This is a genomic window from Stenotrophomonas sp. 96582_Sma, from assembly GCF_056480905.1.
Genome location: NZ_CM151122.1, coordinates 3,073,577 through 3,093,086, shown reverse-complemented (window position 1 = coordinate 3,093,086; position 19,510 = coordinate 3,073,577). Strand labels below are relative to the sequence as shown.

Annotated in this window: 21 protein-coding genes and 1 tRNA gene; 14 read left to right on the top strand and 8 right to left on the bottom strand. The window is 65.9% G+C overall.

Features of this window, described 5'->3' with window-relative positions; translation table 11 throughout:
* The first annotated feature begins 59 nt into the window (after nucleotides 1-59).
* The 4 genes from ACZK2R_RS14470 to ACZK2R_RS14455 all read left to right on the top strand — a co-directional run bounded on the left by ACZK2R_RS14470 (nucleotide 60) and on the right by ACZK2R_RS14455 (nucleotide 2,844).
* The gene (locus ACZK2R_RS14470) at nucleotides 60-1,430 is read left to right on the top strand and encodes a formimidoylglutamate deiminase (protein ID WP_125892037.1); all 1,371 of its coding nucleotides are present in this window, start codon (nucleotides 60-62) and stop codon (nucleotides 1,428-1,430) included.
* 28 nt (nucleotides 1,431-1,458) lie between these two features.
* Nucleotides 1,459-2,187 carry a histidine utilization repressor gene (gene hutC, locus ACZK2R_RS14465; protein ID WP_125892035.1) on the top strand — a complete coding sequence of 243 codons (729 nt, stop codon included), beginning with the start codon at nucleotides 1,459-1,461 and terminating at the stop codon, nucleotides 2,185-2,187.
* Nucleotides 2,188-2,260: 73 nt separating this feature from the next.
* Nucleotides 2,261-2,443 (top strand): type II toxin-antitoxin system HicA family toxin, encoded by a 183-nt coding sequence (locus ACZK2R_RS14460; RefSeq protein ID WP_125892033.1) that lies wholly within the window; start codon nucleotides 2,261-2,263, stop codon nucleotides 2,441-2,443.
* 8 nt (nucleotides 2,444-2,451) lie between these two features.
* Nucleotides 2,452-2,844 carry a type II toxin-antitoxin system HicB family antitoxin gene (locus ACZK2R_RS14455; RefSeq protein WP_125892031.1) on the top strand — a complete coding sequence of 131 codons (393 nt, stop codon included), beginning with the start codon at nucleotides 2,452-2,454 and terminating at the stop codon, nucleotides 2,842-2,844.
* A 119-nt stretch (nucleotides 2,845-2,963) separates the two neighbouring features.
* On the opposite strand, the gene ACZK2R_RS14450 is transcribed toward ACZK2R_RS14455, so the two are convergent.
* The 3 genes from ACZK2R_RS14450 to ACZK2R_RS14440 all read right to left on the bottom strand — a co-directional run bounded on the left by ACZK2R_RS14450 (nucleotide 2,964) and on the right by ACZK2R_RS14440 (nucleotide 5,059).
* Nucleotides 2,964-3,974 (bottom strand): restriction endonuclease, encoded by a 1,011-nt coding sequence (locus tag ACZK2R_RS14450; RefSeq protein WP_125892029.1) that lies wholly within the window; start codon nucleotides 3,972-3,974, stop codon nucleotides 2,964-2,966.
* A gap of 237 nt (nucleotides 3,975-4,211) precedes the next feature.
* Nucleotides 4,212-4,703, bottom strand: a complete 492-nt coding sequence (locus tag ACZK2R_RS14445; protein ID WP_032127716.1) for a phasin family protein — start codon at nucleotides 4,701-4,703, stop codon at nucleotides 4,212-4,214.
* 80 nt (nucleotides 4,704-4,783) lie between these two features.
* Nucleotides 4,784-5,059 (bottom strand): polyhydroxyalkanoic acid system family protein, encoded by a 276-nt coding sequence (locus ACZK2R_RS14440; protein WP_005417302.1) that lies wholly within the window; start codon nucleotides 5,057-5,059, stop codon nucleotides 4,784-4,786.
* A 125-nt stretch (nucleotides 5,060-5,184) separates the two neighbouring features.
* Here ACZK2R_RS14440 and ACZK2R_RS14435 point away from each other — a divergent pair, with 125 nt between their 5' ends.
* From ACZK2R_RS14435 to aroA, 4 genes are all read left to right on the top strand, one after another.
* Nucleotides 5,185-5,991, top strand: coding sequence for an FHA domain-containing protein (locus ACZK2R_RS14435; RefSeq protein WP_125892027.1), 807 nt, complete (start codon nucleotides 5,185-5,187; stop codon nucleotides 5,989-5,991).
* A 217-nt stretch (nucleotides 5,992-6,208) separates the two neighbouring features.
* Complete coding sequence (gene serC / locus ACZK2R_RS14430; RefSeq protein WP_125892025.1) at nucleotides 6,209-7,294, top strand: 3-phosphoserine/phosphohydroxythreonine transaminase; 1,086 nt, start codon at nucleotides 6,209-6,211, stop codon at nucleotides 7,292-7,294.
* A 51-nt stretch (nucleotides 7,295-7,345) separates the two neighbouring features.
* Nucleotides 7,346-8,545 carry a prephenate dehydratase gene (gene pheA, locus ACZK2R_RS14425; protein ID WP_014037689.1) on the top strand — a complete coding sequence of 400 codons (1,200 nt, stop codon included), beginning with the start codon at nucleotides 7,346-7,348 and terminating at the stop codon, nucleotides 8,543-8,545.
* Between the two features lie 76 nt (nucleotides 8,546-8,621).
* Nucleotides 8,622-9,929, top strand: coding sequence for a 3-phosphoshikimate 1-carboxyvinyltransferase (gene aroA / locus ACZK2R_RS14420; RefSeq protein ID WP_180837942.1), 1,308 nt, complete (start codon nucleotides 8,622-8,624; stop codon nucleotides 9,927-9,929).
* Between the two features lie 196 nt (nucleotides 9,930-10,125).
* Here aroA and ACZK2R_RS14415 read toward each other — a convergent pair whose 3' ends face one another.
* Nucleotides 10,126-10,698: an energy transducer TonB gene (locus ACZK2R_RS14415; protein WP_180837943.1), complete on the bottom strand. Its 573-nt coding sequence runs from the start codon at nucleotides 10,696-10,698 to the stop codon at nucleotides 10,126-10,128.
* 119 nt (nucleotides 10,699-10,817) lie between these two features.
* Nucleotides 10,818-11,456: an energy transducer TonB gene (locus ACZK2R_RS14410; RefSeq protein WP_121503608.1), complete on the bottom strand. Its 639-nt coding sequence runs from the start codon at nucleotides 11,454-11,456 to the stop codon at nucleotides 10,818-10,820.
* 113 nt (nucleotides 11,457-11,569) lie between these two features.
* On the opposite strand from ACZK2R_RS14410, the gene serS reads away from it, so the two are divergent.
* On the top strand, nucleotides 11,570-12,850 hold the full coding sequence (serS, locus tag ACZK2R_RS14405; protein WP_125892019.1) for a serine--tRNA ligase: 1,281 nt from the start codon (nucleotides 11,570-11,572) through the stop codon (nucleotides 12,848-12,850).
* 179 nt (nucleotides 12,851-13,029) lie between these two features.
* On the opposite strand, the gene ACZK2R_RS14400 is transcribed toward serS, so the two are convergent.
* Nucleotides 13,030-13,380 carry an SH3 domain-containing protein gene (locus ACZK2R_RS14400; protein ID WP_125892017.1) on the bottom strand — a complete coding sequence of 117 codons (351 nt, stop codon included), beginning with the start codon at nucleotides 13,378-13,380 and terminating at the stop codon, nucleotides 13,030-13,032.
* Between the two features lie 223 nt (nucleotides 13,381-13,603).
* Nucleotides 13,604-14,191 carry an FMN-dependent NADH-azoreductase gene (locus ACZK2R_RS14395; RefSeq protein WP_032129793.1) on the bottom strand — a complete coding sequence of 196 codons (588 nt, stop codon included), beginning with the start codon at nucleotides 14,189-14,191 and terminating at the stop codon, nucleotides 13,604-13,606.
* A 122-nt stretch (nucleotides 14,192-14,313) separates the two neighbouring features.
* On the opposite strand from ACZK2R_RS14395, the gene ACZK2R_RS14390 reads away from it, so the two are divergent.
* Nucleotides 14,314-15,306 carry a LysR family transcriptional regulator gene (locus ACZK2R_RS14390; protein WP_005410175.1) on the top strand — a complete coding sequence of 331 codons (993 nt, stop codon included), beginning with the start codon at nucleotides 14,314-14,316 and terminating at the stop codon, nucleotides 15,304-15,306.
* Between the two features lie 81 nt (nucleotides 15,307-15,387).
* Here the strand turns inward: ACZK2R_RS14390 and ACZK2R_RS14385 are convergent, their stop codons facing one another.
* Nucleotides 15,388-16,458, bottom strand: coding sequence for a DUF4241 domain-containing protein (locus ACZK2R_RS14385; RefSeq protein WP_125892015.1), 1,071 nt, complete (start codon nucleotides 16,456-16,458; stop codon nucleotides 15,388-15,390).
* A gap of 124 nt (nucleotides 16,459-16,582) precedes the next feature.
* Here ACZK2R_RS14385 and ACZK2R_RS14380 point away from each other — a divergent pair.
* From ACZK2R_RS14380 to ACZK2R_RS14365, 4 genes are all read left to right on the top strand, one after another.
* Nucleotides 16,583-16,672: transfer RNA gene (locus ACZK2R_RS14380), tRNA-Ser, on the top strand.
* Between the two features lie 137 nt (nucleotides 16,673-16,809).
* Entirely contained in the window at nucleotides 16,810-18,279 is a 1,470-nt protein-coding gene (locus ACZK2R_RS14375; RefSeq protein ID WP_478487389.1) for a site-specific integrase, read from the top strand.
* Nucleotides 18,279-19,010 carry a hypothetical protein gene (locus ACZK2R_RS14370; RefSeq protein ID WP_478418722.1) on the top strand — a complete coding sequence of 244 codons (732 nt, stop codon included), beginning with the start codon at nucleotides 18,279-18,281 and terminating at the stop codon, nucleotides 19,008-19,010. The genes ACZK2R_RS14375 and ACZK2R_RS14370 overlap by 1 nt, the downstream gene beginning before the upstream one ends.
* Nucleotides 19,011-19,115: 105 nt before the next feature.
* Nucleotides 19,116-19,469, top strand: a complete 354-nt coding sequence (locus ACZK2R_RS14365; RefSeq protein ID WP_049404456.1) for a hypothetical protein — start codon at nucleotides 19,116-19,118, stop codon at nucleotides 19,467-19,469.
* The last annotated feature ends 41 nt before the right edge of the window (nucleotides 19,470-19,510 follow it).

The following is a 19,510-nucleotide window of genomic DNA, read 5'->3' as shown; positions in this document are numbered from 1 at the left end:
CAACGCGGCTGTGCTTATATGTCTATACAATATAGGCGTCCATTTCGGGTTGTCCAGCCATGTCCGATTCGCGTTCCCCGCACAGTTTCCATGCCGCCCACGCCCTGCTGGTCGAGGGTTGGGCCCGCGATGTCCGCCTGCAGGTGCAGGACGGTCGCTTCACGGCGATCAGTACGGGGCAGGGCGCGCAGGCGGGTGATACCCGTGTCGGCATCCTGGTGCCGGGCCTGCCCAACCTGCACAGCCATGCCTTCCAGCGCGGCATGGCCGGGCTGACCGAGATCGGCGGCGGCGACGGTGACAGCTTCTGGAGCTGGCGCGAGCTGATGTATCGCTTCCTGGCCCATCTGCGCCCGGACGCGGTGCAGGCCATCGCCGCCCAGGCCTACATGGAAATGCTGGAAAGCGGCTTCACCCGCGTCGGCGAATTCCATTACCTGCACCATGATGCTGACGGCCGGCCGTATGCCAACCGTGCCGAGATGAGCGCGCGGATTGCGGCGGCGGCCGACCAGACCGGCATCGGGCTGACCCTGCTGCCGGTGTTCTATGCGCATGCCGATTTCGGCGGAGCGGCACCGAACCCCGCGCAGCGACGCCTGATCCACGACGTGGACGGCTTCGCGCAGCTGCTGGACGCCGCCAAGCCGTCTTTGGCCGCGCTGCCCGATGCGGTGCTCGGCATTGCCCCGCACAGCCTGCGTGCAGTCACCGGCGAGGAATTGAGTGCTTTGCTGCCGCTTACCGACGGCCCGGTGCACATCCACATCGCCGAACAGGTGCGCGAGGTGGAGGCCTGCCTGGCCTGGAGCGGCCAGCGTCCGGTGCAGTGGCTGTACGACCATGCGCCGGTGGATGCGCGCTGGTGCCTGGTGCACGCCACCCACATCACCGACGATGAGCGCGCCGCCATCGTGGCCAGCCAGGCGGTGGCCGGCCTGTGCCCGATCACCGAAGCCAACCTTGGCGACGGCCTGTTCCCGATGCAGGCGTTCGCGCGCGAGGGTGGACGCTTCGGTGTCGGTTCCGATTCCAATGTGCTGATCGACGCGGCTGAGGAACTGCGCCTGCTTGAGTACGGTCAGCGCCTGACCCTGCGCGGGCGCAACGTACTGGCCCCGGATGCCACCCGCAGCAGCGGTCGCTTCCTGTTCGAAGGTGCATTGCAGGGCGGTGCACAGGCGCTGGGCGTGGCTGCTGGCCTGCAGGTCGGCGCCAGCGCCGATCTGGTCGAGCTGGATGCCGCACACCCCGCGCTACAGGCGCGGCAGGACGACGCATGGCTTGACAGCTGGGTGTTCGCCGCACGTAATGGCGCGCTGCGATCGGTCTGGCGCCATGGCCGCCAGTGCGTGGCCGACGGCCGCCACCTGCAGCGCGAGGCGATCACCAGCGCCTTCGCTGCCGCCCTGCGCGGCGTGCTGGGCTGATCGCCTCCCGCCACCGAGATCCCATCACGTGAAGGCCAGCAAGTCCGCCACGCTCAACCAGCGTATCCGCAGCGATCTGGAAAGCCGCATCCTCAGCGGAGAGTGGGCGCCGGGCTTCCGTATTCCGTACGAACACGAGCTGATGGAGCAGTACGGCTGCTCGCGGATGACCGTGAACAAGGTGCTGACCGCACTGGCCGAGAGCGGCATGATCGAGCGCCGCCGCCGCGCTGGTTCGTTCGTGGCGCGGCAGCCCCCGCACCTGGAACAGGTGGCGCTGGAGATTCCCGACATCGCGATGGAAGTCGGCTCACGCGGTCATCAGTACGCGTATCGTCTGCTGCAGCGCGACCTGCGCCTGGCCGACGCCGGCAATGCCGGTGAAGTCGGGCTGGCCGGCAGCGAAATGCTGTTGGCGATGCGCTGCCTGCACCTGGCCGACGGCCGCCCGCTGGCGCTGGAGCACCGCCTGATCAGCCCGGTGGGCGTGCCCGAGGTGCTGGAGGTCGATTTCAGTACCACCGCGCCGGGCAGCTGGCTGCTGCAGAACGTCTCGTGGACCCGTGCCCAGCACCGCATCAGTGCTTGGGGCGCGGATACCGCCACCGCCAAGCTGCTGGAGGTGAAGCCCGGCACCGCCTGTCTGGTGATCGAGCGCCTGACCTGGCGCGGCGAACAGCCGATCACCCGTGTGCGCCAGGTGTTCCTCGGCGACGCCTGGGACCTGGTCGCGCGCTTTGCGCCTGGCGCAAGGTAGGGTCGGCCCCGCTCGGGACACGCTGTCGCCTTGAACTCTGTCGGGGCGTGTGTACGATGTGTATCGTCCCCGCATGAAGAGCAGGGACCTCATCCTGGATCTGGAGGCGGCAGGTTGGACCTGGCGCCGGATTCGCGGATCCCATCATGTATTCGTGCACCCGCAGCACCCTCACATCATCACCGTGCCTCACCCTAGGAAGGATCTGGGGAAAGGGCTGCTGCTGGCGTTGCGGAAGCTCGCAGGACTGACGTAGGAGGGCCCATGCGATATCCAGTCTTGATCGAGGCAGGCGATGAGCGCACCGCGTGGGGTGTGGTCGTTCCAGATCTGCCGGGGTGCTTCTCGGCGGCCGACACGCTTGATGATGCGCTCAGCGCTGCCGAGGAAGCTGCGCTCGCCTGGATTGATGCGGCCCTGGATGAGGGGCGCTCGATTCCGACACCTTCCGCGCCACAGAAGATCGCCGCCGAGGCATCCAAGGACCTCCGTTGGATTCTTGCGTACATCTGCATTGATCCGGCTCTGCTGGACGACACCATCGAGCGGGTCAATATCAGCCTGCCACGCCGGATCCTGGCGAGGCTGGATGCGCAGGCCAGAGCGGCGGGTGAATCGCGCTCCAGTTACATCGCCCATCTCGCGGCATTGGGCTGAGCAGGCGCCATGTAGAGCCGAGCCATGCTCGGCTGCTGTTGGCGCGATGCGCGATGAGTCGAGCGTGGCTCGACGCTACAAGGGCATCCATGCATGGCGTCGATCTACGGACACCCCAATCAATACGTGGCGCACTGCCGCCAGCGCACCGGCTCATCCACGCCGGGGCGGGCGTTGAGCTGGATGCGCACGTTGCGCAGGGCGGGGTAGTGCAGCACTTCCTCGCAGACCTGCGGCCAGACCTTTTCCAGCTCGCCCGTGCGGTTGATCGCCAGCGTCTGCCGGGTCAGCCAGACCCCGCTGGCGATACCGGGCTTGCCGGCCAAGGCGCGGGACAGATCGGCCTGGAAGCGCTCCAGCGTGGCGGCATCCGGGTTGGGGTTGCTGCGCGCGTCGGCTGAGGGCGCGGCCGGTGCAGGCGCAGCGGCCGGCGGCGTGGTGGCGGGGGCCGGCGCCGGTTCGGGCGCCGCTTCAACCACAGGCGCAACCGGCGCGGGGGTGTCCGCCACCTCGGCAACAGGCGCGGTGTCCTGCACATGCAAGCCTTGCAGGCTCAATCCCACCAGCAGGCCCAGCGTGACCGAGCCGAGCGCGGCAATGGCGATCCGGCGCAGGGCTTCATGACGGGCACTGGCGCGTACACGGGTTTCGATTTCCGCCGGTAGATAGGGCTGCAGCAACGGCCACAGGCGCGGGCCGTCCAGCACCTCAACCGCCTGCTTTTCGGCGGCGCTGCGGCCGTCGCGTTCCATCCGGCCTTCGGTCAGCAGCACGCCGCCGCGGGCGCCGGCCAGGCGCGCGGCCGCGCCCAGTTCGTTCACCGCGGCGGTGCCGATGCGATAGGCCAAGCCGTGCTTGCACGAGACCAGCCAGCTGTTGGGGCCGTCGCTGAGCAGGAAATCGCTGCTTGGCTCACGGGATTCCTCGCCCGGGTCATCCAGTTCGCGCAGGCCGCGCTGCTCGCGCAGCATGCGCTTGACCAGTACCGAGAACTCGCGCCAGTGCATGCCCGCCAGGGCCTGCAGGCCGAGTTGCATCTCCTTCTGCCGCCGCTTGATCCACCACAGATAGACAACAGCCAGGGAACAGGTAAGCAGGGCCGACAGCAGGGCCAGGATCCAAGGGAGCATGCAGGAGGTGCGCGGAAGGGGCGAATGCGGAAGACGACAGTGTAAAGGTCGTACTATCCGGCTGGGTCAGGACGTTCCTGACAGGAAGCGTGATGGAACGCTCAGATCGGCATACGGCGGGCACGAAAAACCCGCCAATCCTGAAGCCGTGAGGGGAGGGAACAAACGGCAGCCGAAGCGATTGGCGGGTTGCTCGCGATTGTCAATCAAAATTTATTGCATTGCAACAATGGCCGGTCAGGGCACGCTGCCTGGCGACTGATGGCTGCCCGGTGCAGGTGCATCAGTGCCCGAGGCGTCGCGATTTTCCAGCTTGGCCAGGCGTGCCTGCAGTGCGTCGATGCGCGCCTCCAGCGCAGTCACCTCGTCGGCGGTTGGCACGTGCAGGCGCTTGAGTACGCCCTGCACCTGGTCGTCGAACGCTTTTTCAACCTTGTTCCAGGTGCCGGAAGCCTTCTCGCGGGCCTCGTCCAGCGACGTTTCAACGTTGTCGCGCCAGCCCGGGCCCTGTTCGCCGTTGCGTTCACGGCGGCGGGCTTCCCAGGCTTCGCCTTCCTTCACCAGGCCGTCGAAGAAGCGGCTGCCTTCGGCCTGTGCACGGCCAAGAGCGCCCAGGCCGGCCAACCAGACCTGCTGCGCCGAGTCACTCAGCTTGCGCGAGAAGCGCTCGGCCTGGTCACCGAAAGAGGCGTCGTCGTTGCGGCGGTCGTCGTTCTCGTAGTGGTTCATCGCACTTCCCGTGGGAGTTGGGCCTGCCCCGAGAGTAGCGCGCGCTGGCGTTGCACGGCCGTGATGGCCGCCGCCGGGGTTCAGCCCAGCTTTTCCTTCAGAACGCGCTGGATCTCGCCTTCGACCATGCCCTTCATCGCCGACAGCAGGAAGCCCAGCTTGGCCGTGACGCGCACGGCGCCCGGCTGCAGTTCGATCGCACCGTCCACGCCGCTGCCGGAGAAATTCAGTACGTCGGCAGTCCAGGACGACTTCAGGCCGAAGCGCTCGGACAGCTTGGCGGCGACCTGTTCGATCGCGGCGCGCGCCTGTGCATCGGGCAGGGCGTGGGCGTGGCGGACATCGATGGTGGACATGCAGGCTCCTGGCGCAAAGCGGGGATGATTAATGAGGGCGAGCATTGTGCGCATCGAGGGCCTTCGCGCCAAGCACTCATCGTGGGTTCTTCTTCGTTGGCGACCAACCTGCTAGGCTGCGCCGCGTGCAGAACCTGCTTGTTCACTTCAGCCAACAACAACAGCCCGACCAGCCGCTGCGGCCCGGGGTGCAACGCATCGTGCGCCAGGCCAATGGCAGTGTGAGGCTGGGCGAGGCCGGCCACGGTGCCCTGCTGCTGGCGCAGTTCTGCGTGGATGATCGCGGCCTCTGGCTGCAGGTCGGCAACGGTATCCGCGGCATTCATGTGAACGGTCGCCCGGTGCGGCGCATGGCGCTGCTGCGTGCGGGCGATGCGGTGTATGTGGACGGCGTGGAAATGGTCCTGCAGGGCGAGGTGGAGAGCCTGCTGCAGGCCCCCGCACCGAACAGCGGTGACGGCACCAATGAGCAGCAGCGCCTGCTGCGCGGTGTCGGTGGCCTGCACCATGGCCGCAGCTTCACGCTGTCGCGGTCCCGCCTGATCGGCCGCGGTGGCGACGCTGACATCGAGATCAATGAGCCGGCCTTCGCCGAACAGCACGCCCGCGTGGAAGTGCATGGCGAGCGCGTGCTGTTGCGTGACCTGGGCAGTGCCGATGGCACACGGGTCAATGGCGTGGCCGTGCGCCACTGCTGGCTGCAGGCAGGCGACCAGGTGGTGTTCGATGGCCAGCACCGGTTCGTGCTGGAAGTGCCGCATGACCCGCGCCGGCGCCCGCTGCCGGATGAAGACGAGTCCAGCCAGGACGCCGAGCAGGCGCCGATGCTGCCGGCCGCGCCGCGCAAGGTCCGGCGCTGGCCGTGGCTGCTGGTGAGTGCGCTGCTGCTGGCCGCACTGCTCAGTCTGCTGCTCTGGTTCGGCGCGCGCTGATCTGAACCGGCCGTATCCGCTCTGGTAGGTGCCGACCTTGGTCGGCACGCTCCTTCGGCGGGGATGACGCCTGACGGCGTACGCCGACCAAGGTCGGCGACTACCGGGGCAATGCTGCTGGCCAATGGATTCCAATGAAACCAAATTTCCCTTGCCGCACAAGGCCGCAAGGCTGGTGCACTGCGGCATACTAGGGGTCTTGCCCCACAGGTGTGACATGACGCGCGCGTTCAACTTCAGTGCCGGCCCTGCAACCTTGCCGGAATCGGTCCTGCGCCAGGCGCAGGCGGAAATGCTGGACTGGCACGGTACCGGTGCCTCGATCGTGGAAATGAGCCATCGCGGCGCGGAGTTCATGTCCGTGGCCGCCGAGGCCGAGGCCGACCTGCGTCGCCTGCTCGATATCCCCGAAGACTATGCGGTGCTGTTCCTGTCCGGTGGCGCCACCACCCAGCAGGCGCTGATCCCGCTCAACTTCGCCGCCCCGGGCCAGCGTGCCGATTACGTGGTCAGTGGCCACTGGGGCAAGACGGCGGTCAAGCAGGCCGGTGTCTACGTCGACGTCAACATCGCCGCCAGCAGCGAGGCCGATGGTTACCGCACGCTGCCGCCGCGCGCCGACTGGCAGCTGTCGCCCGATGCCGCCTACGTGCACATCACCGCCAACGAAACCATCCACGGCGTCGAGTTCCGTGATGTGCCCGACACCGGCGGCGTCCCGCTGATCGCCGACTTCAGCTCGTCCATCGCCAGCGAACCGCTGGATGTGCGCCGTTATGGCGTGATCTACGCCGGCGCGCAGAAGAACCTGGGCCCGGTCGGCATCGCGGTGATGATCATCCGCCGCGATCTGCTCGAGCGCAGCGGCCAGCCGCGCGCGGACATCTTCGACTACCGCTCGCACGTTGCCCGCGATTCGATGCTCAACACCCCGCCGACCTGGAACTGGTACCTGGCCGGCCTGGTGTTCAAGTGGATGCTGGCCGAAGGTGGCGTGGCCGAGTTCGCCAAGCGCAATGCCGCCAAGGCCGCGCTGGTATACGGCGCCATCGATGGTTCCGGGGGCTTCTACCGCAACGAGGTCGCACACCCGGCACGCTCGCGGATGAACATCCCGTTCTTCCTGCCCAATGCCGAGCTTGATGCCCGTTTCGTCGCCGAAGCCAAGGCCGCCGGCCTGCTGGCGCTGAAGGGGCACAAGGTGGTCGGGGGCATCCGCGCCTCGCTGTACAACGCCATGCCGCTGGCCGGGGCCGAGGCGCTGGTCGCCTTCATGGCCGATTTCCAGCAGCGTCACGGCTGAGCAATGAACGGCGCGCACCGTCGGGTGCGGGCCCCGTAACAAGGAACTCCGATGGCAAGCAGCAAATCCAGCAAGAAGGCGCCAAAGAAGGCCGAACCGGCCAAGGACAGCGCGCCCACCAAGGCGAAGGGCAAGGCCAAGGCCGCGTCGAACCCGGCACCCACCCTGGCGCCGCTGGCGCTGGCCGATGTGCGCTCGAAGATCGACCAGATCGACCGCGACATCCAGAGCCTGATCGCCGAGCGCGCGCGCTTCGCCCACCAGGTCGGCAAGGCCAAGGGCAAGCTTGCCGCCGCCGTCGACTACTACCGCCCCGAGCGCGAAGCGCAGGTGCTGCGCATGGTGGTGGACCGTAACGAAGGCCCGCTCAGCGATGAGCTGCTGGTGCACGTCTACCGCGAGATCATGTCGGCCTGTCTGGCCCAGCAGGAGCCACTGAAGATCGGCTACCTCGGCCCGGAAGGCACCTTCAGCCAGCAGGCCGTGCTCAAGCACTTCGGCCGCTCGGCGCTGGGCCTGCCGATGGCCAGCATCGAGGAAGTGTTCCAGGAAGTGGAAGCGGGCAACGCCGATTTCGGCGTGGTGCCAGTGGAGAATTCCGGGCAGGGCACCATCCAGATCACCCTGGACATGTTCCTGACCTCCAACCTGAAGATCTGTGGCGAAGTGGAACTGCGCGTGCAGCAGTACCTGATGTCGCGCAGCGGCCGCATCGAGGACATCGAGCGCATCTATGCGCACCCGCAGTCGTTCATGCAGACCTCAGCCTGGCTGCGCGCCAACCTGCCGAAGGCCGAGAAAATTCCGGTGTCGAGCAATGCCGAAGGTGCGCGCCGTGCGCGCAACGCCGATGACGCGGCGGCCATCGGTGGCGAGAGTGCCGGCCACGTGTACGGCCTGAAGAAGGTGGTCACCAAGCCGATCCAGAACGACGCCGACAACACCACCCGCTTCCTGGTGGTGGGTCGCAACATCTTCCCGACCTCCGGCCACGACCGCACGTCGGTGCTGGTGTTCATCCATGACAAGCCCGGTGCGCTGTTCGACGTGCTCAGCCCGTTCGCCCGCCACGGCATCAGCATGAACCGCATCGAGTCGCGTCCGTCGCACCACGGCAAGTGGGAATACGGCTTCTTCATCGACCTGGCCGGCCACATCGACGACGCGCCGATGCAGGCCGCGCTGGCCGAACTGGAAGCGCACTCGGCGCAGATCAAGGTGCTCGGCTCCTATCCGGTGGCCGTGCCCTGAGTGCTGCTGCGGTGGCTGCGGCTGCCGCCCCCTGATGCATCGCCGGTGCTGCCGGCGTTTACGGAATGATCGAACGATGAGCAACGCGCAACACTGGATTGCCCGCAAGGGCCAGCCGCTGCAGGGCAGCCTGACCATTCCCGGCGACAAGTCGGTCTCGCACCGCTCGGTGATGTTCGCCGCGCTGGCCGATGGCACCTCGCATATCGAGGGTTTCCTGGAAGGCGAGGACACCCGCGCCACTGCGCGCATCTTCAGCCAGCTGGGCGTGCGCATCGAAACCCCCAGCCCGTCGCAGCGCATCGTGCACGGCGTCGGTATCGACGGCCTGAAGGCGCCGGATGCGCCGCTGGACTGCGGCAACGCGGGCACCGGCATGCGCCTGTTGGCCGGTCTGCTGGCGGGCCAGGCATTCGACTGCACGCTGATCGGCGATGAGTCGCTGTCCGGCCGCCCGATGCGCCGCGTGACCGGCCCGCTGTCGCAGATGGGCGCGAAGATCGACACCCAGGAAAACGGGACGCCGCCGCTGCACGTGCATGGCGGGCAATCGCTGCACGGCATCGACTTCGCCTCGCCGGTGGCCAGCGCGCAGATCAAGTCGGCGGTGCTGTTGGCCGGCCTGTACGCGCAGGGCGAAACCCAGGTGACCGAGCCGCACCCGACCCGTGACTACACCGAGCGCATGCTGTCCGCGTTCGGCGTGGACATCGAATTCTCGCCCGGCAAGGCACACCTGCGTGGTGGCCAGCGCCTGCGCGCTACTGACATCGTGGTGCCGGCGGACTTCTCTTCGGCTGCGTTCTATCTGGTGGCTGCCAGCATCATTCCGGGCTCCGAGCTGCGCCTGAAGCAGGTCGGCCTGAACCCGCGCCGCACCGGCCTGCTGCACGCGCTGCGCCTGATGGGGGCGGACATCACCGAAGAAAATCCGGCCGAGCAGGGCGGTGAGCCGGTGGCGGATCTGGTGGTGCGCTACGCTCAGTTGAAGGGCGCACGCATTCCGGAAGCACTGGTGCCGGACATGATTGACGAGTTCCCGGCGCTGTTCGTGGCCGCTGCGGCCGCCGAAGGCCAGACCGTGGTGAGCGGTGCGGCCGAGCTGCGGGTGAAGGAATCCGACCGCCTTGCCGCGATGGCCACCGGCCTGCGCGCGCTGGGCATGCAGGTGGATGAAACCGAAGACGGCGCCACCCTGCACGGCGGCGTGCGCCTGGGCAGTGGCACCATCGAAAGCCACGGTGACCATCGCATCGCCATGGCCTTCGCCATCGCCGGCCAGATCAGTGACGGCGAAGTGCGCATCAACGATATCGCCAACGTCGCCACCTCCTTCCCGGACTTCGATGGCCTGGCGCGCAGCGCCGGGTTCAATCTGGCCTGAAAGGCCACGCCCGGCGGATGACGTAACCCGGTGGGTGCCAACCTTGGTTGGCACGCTCACATCACCCGGTAGGTGCCGACCTCGGTCGGCACGCTCATATCGCCCGGTAGGTGCCAACCTTGGTTGGCACGCTTCTCCAAATAAAAAGACGGAGGCCGAAGCCTCCGTCGAAACATCACGAACCCCTCGTCCGCGATCAACGCTGCTCGGTACGGAAATCCACCGGGACCCGCACCACGCTTGCTACTGCGCGGCCGTCATGCACCGCAGGCTGGAACTTCCAGTTCTGCACGGTGTTCAGCACCGCACGGTCCAGGTCGCGGCTGCGCTCGCCGCTGCGCGAAACGATCGCAGCGTTGGCGACATTGCCACGGGTATCGACATTGAGGCTGGCGATCACGCTGCCCTGCACGCCACTGCGCAGTGCAGCAGCGGGGTAGGTGGGCATGCGGTTGCTGGCCAGCGGGCGCGCTTCGCGATTACGTACCGCCGGTGCGGCCTTGTGCTGGCTGGAGGCAGGGGCAGCCTGGCGCGCTGCAGGTATTGCTGCATCAGTCACCGCAGCTTGCTCAGGGGCGGGCAACATGCGCTCACCGACCGGTGCCGGCGCCACATCCTCCTGATTGGAATGGCGCAGCCACAGCAGGGCGGCCGCAAACATCGCCACGATCAGCGCGATCCACATCCAGGGCGACGTGGGCTTGTGCTGCACGCTCGAATCCTGCTGCAGCTGCGGCGAATGAAGGTCTTCGTGGGTGGTGGCAGTCATCGCAAACTCCTTCCGTCAACTGACGACGTGGGAAGTGTTGCCCGAGCCATGGACGGGAAGTGTCAGCGCTGCGTCAACGCCACCGGCAGGGTTCAGTTTGCCTGCCGGGAAGCGTTCAGTTACTGCGTCTTGAAGTCGAACGGTACTTCAATGCTGCCGGGCACGGCCTGGCCATTGCTCTGCGCCGGGGTGAAACGCCACCGGCGCACCGCGTCGGTGGCGGCACGGTCGAGGTCGCGTGAACCACTGCGCTGGATCACTGTGGCGTTGTTGGGATAGCCGGTGGCGTCCACGTCTACGCGTACCACCACGGTGCCGGTTTCCCCGGCGCGCAGGGCGGCGGCGGGGTACGACGGCGGCGGCGACTGGCCGGCAATCGGCATCGGCTGGCTGTTGCCGGTCGCAGCCGGCGCAGCGCCCGGGGCGGCCGGGGCCGGCTCGGCGATCGGGGCGGGTGGCGGCGGAGCGGTTTCGACCAGCTTCGGCGCTTCCTCCTCCACCGGTGCCGGCTTGGCGTCAGGCATGTCGCTGGAACCGGCTGCAGCGGCCAAGGGTTCCGGCAGGGGCTCGACCTGGGCAGTTTCCTGCGGGGTCTGTGCGGCCGGGTCGGCGCGGAAGAACTCTTTGTCACGGCCGGTCAGCCAGACCAGCACGAACAGCAGCACGCCCACGCCGAAGGCGATGCCGGCGATCTTCAGGGCGTTGCGCGGGATATGCACAGTGAACGACTTGGCGGACGACGAGCGGGGTGCAGACATGGACCGGACCAGTACGGAATAGCCCGATTCTGCCACGCCGGGAATGAACCGGGCGGCAGAAATCCGTATAACAAGCGATAATCCCATCCCTGATACCCACCACGACACCTGCCATGCTTGATCCAGCCCTGCTCCGCCACCAGCCCGCCGACCTCGCCGAACGCCTGCGCACCAGCCGCGGCTTCGAGCTCGACGTGTCTGCCCTGGAGTCCCTGGAGGCCGATCGCAAGCGCATCCAGGTGCGGACCCAGGAGCTGCAGAGCCTGCGTAACAGCCGTTCCAAGGCCATCGGCCAGGCCAAGGCGAAGGGCGAGGACGTCTCGGCCATGATGGCCGAGGTCGCTGCCTTCGCCGATGAGCTGAAGGCCTCGGAAGTGGCGCTGGACGAGCTGCGCGAGAAGATCGACGCCATCTCGATGGGCATTCCGAACCTGCCGGCCGATGACGTGCCGGCCGGTGCCGACGAGAACGACAACGTCGAGCAGGCGCGCTGGGGAACCCCGCGCCAGTTCGACTTCAAGGTGCTCGATCACGTCGAACTGGGCGCCCGCAACGGTTGGCTGGACGGCGAAACCGCCGCCAAGCTGTCCGGTTCGCGCTTCACCGTGCTGCGCGGCCCGATCGCGCGCCTGCACCGTGCGCTGGCCCAGTTCATGGTCGACCTGCACACCGGTGAGCACGGCTACGAGGAAACCAACGTGCCGCTGCTGGTCAACGCCGATTCGCTGCGCGGCACCAGCCAGCTGCCGAAGTTCGAGGACGACCTGTTCAAGACCGCCGTGGGCGATTCCACGCGCTACCTGATCCCGACCTCGGAAGTACCGCTGACCAACATCGTGCGCGATGAGATCGTCGATGCCGAGCGCCTGCCGCTGCGCATGACCGCCCACTCGATGTGCTTCCGTGCCGAGGCCGGCAGCGGTGGCCGCGACGTGCGCGGCATGATCCGCCAGCACCAGTTCGAGAAGGTCGAGCTGGTCTCGATCAGCCGCCCGGAAGACAGCGACGCCGAACACCAGCGCATGACCCGTTGCGCCGAAGTGGTTCTGGAAAAGCTGGGCCTGCCGTACCGCAAGGTGCTGCTGTGCACCGGCGACATGGGCTTCTCGGCGGTGAAGACCTACGACCTGGAAGTCTGGCTGCCGTCGCAGGAGACCTACCGCGAGATCTCCTCGTGCTCGAACTGTGGTGACTTCCAGGCCCGCCGCATGCAGGCCCGCTGGCGCAACCCGGCCACCGGCAAACCGGAACTGGCGCATACCCTGAACGGTTCGGGCGTGGCGGTGGGCCGCGCGATGATCGCGGTGATGGAGAACTACCAGAACGCCGACGGCAGCATCACCGTGCCGGAGGCCCTGCGCCCGTACATGGGTGGCCTGGAAACCATCGGCTGATAGCCTGATGGGGTGGGTGCCATGCTTGCATGGCACTGCTCTGGCTCTGGTGGGTGCCATGCTTGCATGGCACTGCTGCGGCTCTGGTGGGTGCCATGCTTGCATGGCACCGTATCCACGCATGGCGTGGATCTACGATGCGGGCTACATCCACGCAATGCGTGGATGAACCACCGTGATCACTCCACAACCCGCACCTTCTCCAACGGCACCCAGCCCGGTTCACCCGTCTCCGGCACGCACCACGTCCAGCCATTGAGCGTGCGCTCGCCACGCAGCAGCTGCCCGGGATCCACATTCAGTTCGCGCGCACAGTAGTCTTCCGTGGCAAATGCGCCACCCTGCGCGTCGCGGCCGATCACCGGCGCGGGCACGAATCCCGGCTGCTGGCCCTCTGCCTCGCACAGGAACCAGTCTTCCCAGCCTTCAGGCCCTTCATAACGTTCGCCCACCACCAGCGCCTGGCCACGGCGCAGGGTGATCGGGTGCGGAAATTCGCTGCGGTGTGCAGTGGTCACGATGTAGTTCATGGCCCCAGCCTAACGTTCTGGTGAGCGTCGCGCATGGCAGCGTATCCATGCGCACGTGCGGTAGAGCCACGCCATGCGTGGATGACGTAGCGCTCAGTCCATACGCCACAAAAAAACGGCCCCGCAAAGCGGGGCCGCCAGGGTGGGCCGGGATGGGGGAGGGGATCCCGGCCCGCGTTCAGCGCCCAGACGAGGAGAGAGCGGCGCCGAACGCTGGAACGCGTTACGCCGCGGCGGCCTCGGCCGCTTCGTGCGACGGCAGCGCAGCCAGTGCGCCGGCAATGGCGTCTTCGCGGTGCTGCGGCGAGTAGGCAATGCCTTCGGCACGTACGAACTCGACATCGTTGATGCCCCAGAAGGCAAACGTCTGGCGCAGGAACGGCTCCTGGAAGTCCGCGGGCGAATCGGTGTAGATGCCGCCACGGCTGCTGGCGATGATCACTCGCTTGCCACCGGCCAGACCGACCGGGCCGTTCTCGGTGTACTTGAAGGTGCGCCCGGCCACGGCCACGCGGTCGATCCAGGCCTTCAGGGTGGACGGAATGCTGAAGTTGTACATCGGCGCGCCGATCACCACGATGTCGGCCGCCAGGAACTGCTCGAGTACCTGTTCAGCATCGGCGGCTTCGGCAGCGTCGGCCTTGGCAAGCGATCCGCTGCGCAGGTGCGGTACCGGATTGGCGTCAAGATCGCGATAATCAACCTGCAGGCCGTCGATCTGCTGCGTGAACTGGGCCACCACGGCGGCGGTCAGGTGGCGGGAGACGGAGTTGTCGCCAAGCACGCTGGCGTCGATGTGCAGAAGCTTCATGGCAGTACCTATGTTCGGGAGAGGTGGCGGACTTGCCGCCGACGGAGAGAACGATAGGTTGTTGCAAAGGCGGGATAAAGGTGGTTGAATGCCACGTATTGTTCTAGATATGGAACTCGGGCATGCATGACCTGAATGATCTGTACTACTTCGCGATGGTGGTCGACCATGGCGGATTCGCCGCCGCCGAGCGTGCACTGGGTATCCCCAAGTCGCGCCTGAGCCGCCGCATCAGCCAGCTGGAAACCGACCTGGGCGTTCGCCTGCTGCAGCGCTCCACGCGTCGTTTCGCCGTCACCGATGTCGGCACCAGCGTGCACCGCCACGCGCAGACGATGCTGGCCGAGGCACAGGCCGCACGCGAAGTGGTGGACCGCCTCAGCGCGGAACCGCGCGGCGTGGTGCGCGCCAGCGTGCCGGTATCGCTGGCGCAGATGCAGCTGCCCAAGCTGCTGCCCAAGTTCCTTGAGCAGTACCCGAAGGTGCGCCTGCAGCTGAACATCAGCAACCGCCGCGTGGACATCATCAACGAAGGCTACGACGTGGCCCTGCGCGTGCGTTCGCGCCTGGACGATGACGGCAGCCTGGTGATGCGCAGCTTCGGCCAGGTGCAGGAATTGCTGGTGGCCAGCCCGAAGTACCTGGACCGCGCCGGCCGGCCGAAGGATCCGGAAGAATTGACCCAGCATGTCACCCTCAGCATCAGCGAAGACGAAGCCCGCCAACGCTGGGAGCTGCACGGGCCGGAAGGCGAAGTGCGCCGGGTCGACCTGCAGCCGCGCGTGGCCGGCTTCGACTTCCCGCTGCTGCAGAGCATGGTGAAGGACGGTTTCGGCATCACCATGCTGCCGGAAACCGTGTGCGCCGACGCCGTGCGCAACGGCGAGCTGGAAGTGGTGCTGCCGGACTGGTCGCTGCCGCAGGGCGTGTGCCATGCCGTGTTCGCCTCGCGCCGCGGCCTGCTGCCGGCGGTGCGCGTGTTCATCGACTTCCTGGCCGAGCACCTGCCGCCGCAACTGGAGGCCTCGCGCCTGGATTGCGGTGGCGCCTGTGAAAAGGCCAAGGAGCGGATCAAGGCCAGTGCGCTGGGCGCGTTGGCGGTGGACGCGGGCTGAGGCACCCACCCGTAACTGCACCGCCAATCTGTGAAACGGTAGCGCCGGGCCATGCCCGGCGTTGCTGCTTTCCGGCCCCGGTCAGTTCCGGCCAAACAGCCGGTCCCAGAAGCTGCGCCGCGGCGGTGCGGCCGATGTGGGCTCGGCAATGACCGGTGCTTCCAGGACCGCCATCAGCTCCGCGCTGCGCGGCTTCTTCAGGAAGCGGGCGTAATCCAAGTAGCTGGTCACCTTGCTCATGTGCAGGCGCTCGGGCATTGCGGGCAACGCGCCGCCCTGCAGCAGCACCCGCAGTGCCTCTGGGCGGTCCAGGCGGATCGCCTCGAACAGCGCGGTGCCGCCACAGCCCGGCTCGATCTGGTTGGCGCGCTGTGGCGCATCCTTCAACAGCTCTCGCAGCGCATCCGGGTCGTCGCGGTCCACGGCGGCAACCAGTCGTGCCAGCGCTTCAGCTTCTTCGGGTGGGAGGCTATCGCGATAGGCCTGGTCGGCGATCTCGCGCTCGTCGCGCCCATCACCGCCCTGGATGCACAGGAAGTCGGTGACCAGGGCGACCGGAATGCCGGAGGTATCCAGCGCCCAGTAGCTGGGATAGACGCCGTCGCCCCAGCCGCTGGTGAATACGACCAGGCCGTGTGGAGAGTCCTCGCCCCACGGGCGGTACTCGGCGCCTTCATCCAGGCCGTCATGGTCGATCAGCGCATCCGACCATTCGCTGTCTTCGTCGCCATCGGCCTGTTCGATCAGGGCCAGCAGTGCCTGCTGGGTGTTGGTATCCATGAAGCATCCGATGCCGGCGTCGACCGGATAGCCAATGAAGCTGTCCTCATCCAGTCCAGTGAGGTCCTGCGTGGTCCAGCGCGCCATCTGCCAGTGCAGGGCAGACGCAGTGAGGGCTTCGCGGGGCTTGAACCAGACCACGGCCAGGGCCGGGCGGCCGCTGTGCACGATGATTTCGACCGGATGCCGGCCTAGGGGGGCGGTGTAGTCGGCCAGCGCCGGCGCCTCGGCCTGGACCAGCGGATCGCAGACCACCACATGCCCACTGCTGACCGGCAGGTGCCCGGCGAACGTGCGGTGCAGGGCCACTGCGGCCAGCTGGGTGTCGTCCAGCAGGGTGGTGCGCAGGTTGGCCAGATCGAGGTGGGCCATGGGGGCTCCGATTGCAGTGAAGGCCCCACCGTGCCGGATGCGAAGGGCGGGGGCAAGGGTGGTCTTGGGCAAATGCTCTTCACGTGCGAGAATACGCCGCTGCCCGGGCGACCGGGACCCGATTGGAGAGATGGCCGAGCGGTTTAAGGCACCGGTCTTGAAAACCGGCGAAGGGTTAAACCTTCCGTGGGTTCGAATCCCACTCTCTCCGCCAATCCTGAATAAGTGTTTGTTTTTAAACAACATTTTTTAGGGTCTTGAGGGGCGGCTTGGGGCACAAATCGGGGCACAACTCCGATGCGGTTACCAAGCTATCTGACTCGCTCTTCCACTGGTCGTTACCAGTTTCGCATGCGCGTTCCGACGGACATGCGCGGCATCGTCGGCAAACCCTTCGTCAAGCATCCCCTGGGCATCCACCTGCATAGCGCACGAGTGGCTGCCTTGGCCATCGCGCGGCGTTATGCTCAAGCATTCGATGCGATCAGGGATGGGTGCATGACCAAGAAGGGACTCACGGTTGAGGATGTTCTGCGCAGCGTCGCGGAGAACGGCTCCCGGCGTTATGACATTGACCTGCCGGGCTTCCGTCTTCGGACCACGGACGCGGCCGACCATGCTCGAGCAATGGAGGCGCTGGAAGAAATCGGCAAGTTCCACTTCCGTGATGCGGGTGCAGTTCCGGCGGCGGCTGGGCCAAACCCGTTGGAATCAGTGGCGGCGCAGCCCCTGCCAGCTGAGACGATCAGCCTCATCGATGCGAAGCGAATCTGGCAGGACAAAGTCGCCGCCGAGGACATCGAGGTCAAAACGGTCGGCATCAAACTGCTTCCCGTGACAGAGCTGATCGAGTTCTTGGGCGCCGAGCGCGAGCTGCATACCATCACGCGGCCTGAGATGGCCCGCTTCTACGACCATTTGGCCAAGCGCGGGTTAACGCGTTCTACGCTCAACAATCGCCAGAGCTACCTCGGAGGAAAGAGAGGATTCTTCACTTGGGCAATGGCTTCAGGCTATGTGCTCAAGGGAGACAATGTCGCCGCAGGACACGTCAGCGTTTCGATGGCCGAGAAGCGCAAGCGTAGAAAATTTGGCTTCCAGGCCTTTACCTTGGAGCAGGTCCATCAACTCTTCGCACCCGATAGCTTCAGGCAGCTTTCAACGGGAGCGCGCTGGGCGGCTTTGTTGGGCCTGTATACGGGAGCCCGGGCGGGTGAGGTGGGGCAGCTGTTCACCCTCGACGTCAAGGAGGAGGAGGGGATCCCGTGCATACGGTTTACCGATGAGGGGGAGGATCAGCGGTTGAAGACCGATGTTTCCAATCGGGTCGTCCCGTTGCATCCCGACCTGATCAAGCTCGGTTTCTTGGACTACGTCGCCGAACGAAGGGAGAACGGGGACTGGCGATTGTTTCCGCAGGCTGACAGTAAGGCGAAGAATGGTGCGGGGAACTGGATATCGAAGGCGTTCAGCTACTATCTCCAAAAGCACTGTGGTGGGTGGCCGAAAGCAAAGCGTGGTTTCCATAGTCTCCGAAAGACCGTGATTCAGGAGATGCAGGGCAGCGATGTGGCCTCTGAAATGCGAGCCCAAATCGTCGGCCACGAATTGGACGACGAACACCACGCGACTTACAGCAGGCCCTTTACGGTGAGTGAGAAGCTCAACGGTGCCGGAGGAACGCCAGCTTTGGGTGTCCTAGATTACGGAATCGACCTAGAGGCGCTGCGCACCCTGCCGGCACGCAAGGTCGGGCGGCGCAGCAGCAATACCTCTGCACGCCCTACGAAGGTCGGTGGTAAGGGGAGGGAGCAAAACTAATGGCCCTCACTGCCGCCGATGCTTACCGCCGAGCCATCGACCGCTTTCTCGGCAAACTCTCTGGCTGCGAAAGCGTGGGCCAGATGGAGAAGAAGGTTGCAGACCATTTGCGCCTAGCGAAGCAGCGCCCCACGGTGGACGTGCCGTTGAGCTTCAATGAGGCCGCTGGGGTATTGGCGATCAGCACGGCCCAGTTGCAACACCTCTTGAAGGAACACCCCCCAACGGGGACGCTGTTCACGGTGAAGGGAACTCGCAAGCGCTCGACCACCCTTGTTCCGTTGATGGCCTGGGCAGCCGAGCTCAAGGCCAAGGGCCTCTGGAAGCCGCTGAGCGAACGGGGCGTTGCGATCGACACCCTCCTAACGGCAGAACTACCGTTTCTGGTGGCCAAAGGGTCTAAGGCTAAGCAGTTCTTCCTGGAGCCACTGACTGACCAACCGATCACCGATGCGTTAATTCGCCAGCTCCAAACATTTGGCGTGCAGATCGGGCTTGGGATTCGGGTCTGCACGCTGGCCGAGGCATTCGCCCAGCCTTGGCAAAACCCTGACGTAAAGCGCCAGTGGGTGGACGCATTCAACAACGCAGCCCAAGCCCAGGCCAGCCGTCTGCGAGACCTGGCTCAGCAGCTCGACGCCTCGCGAGCTAGGGTGATCGAACAAGCGCTGGACGAACGCCTGCAGCCGGCGCCTCCAAAGATGCCCGACAAGCGCAATGGGCGAATGTAACGGCCGCTAACGGATATTGGAGGCCTCCAATATCCGTATCGATGGAAGCTCTCAGTTCGGATGATTACTCCAACGCCTCGGTGGTCGGGGCGATGGAGCAAGCCGATGGGCCTCGATATGTATGCGGTCAAGACCCGCACTGATGTGCGAGATCGCACTCAAGAACTATTTTTCTACTGGCGAAAGCATCCGAACCTTCACGGTTGGATGTGCAAGTTGCACAGTGCTAGGACGGGGCAGGTTGATCCCTTCGACTTCAACCAAGTTCCCGTATTCCTTCGATTGGACGATCTTGATGCGTTGGAACAGGCTGTCCTGAACGATGATTTGCCTTATACCCAAGGCTTCTTCTTCGGTGAATCGGATCCCGATCGAGCTGAAGAAGATCTGGACTTCATTGCGCAGGCCCGCGCACTGATCAACGACGGTTGGGACGTGTTCTACGACTCTTGGTGGTAACCCGCCGCCAGCAGCGCCTCTCGGGCTAGTTCAAGCCCACC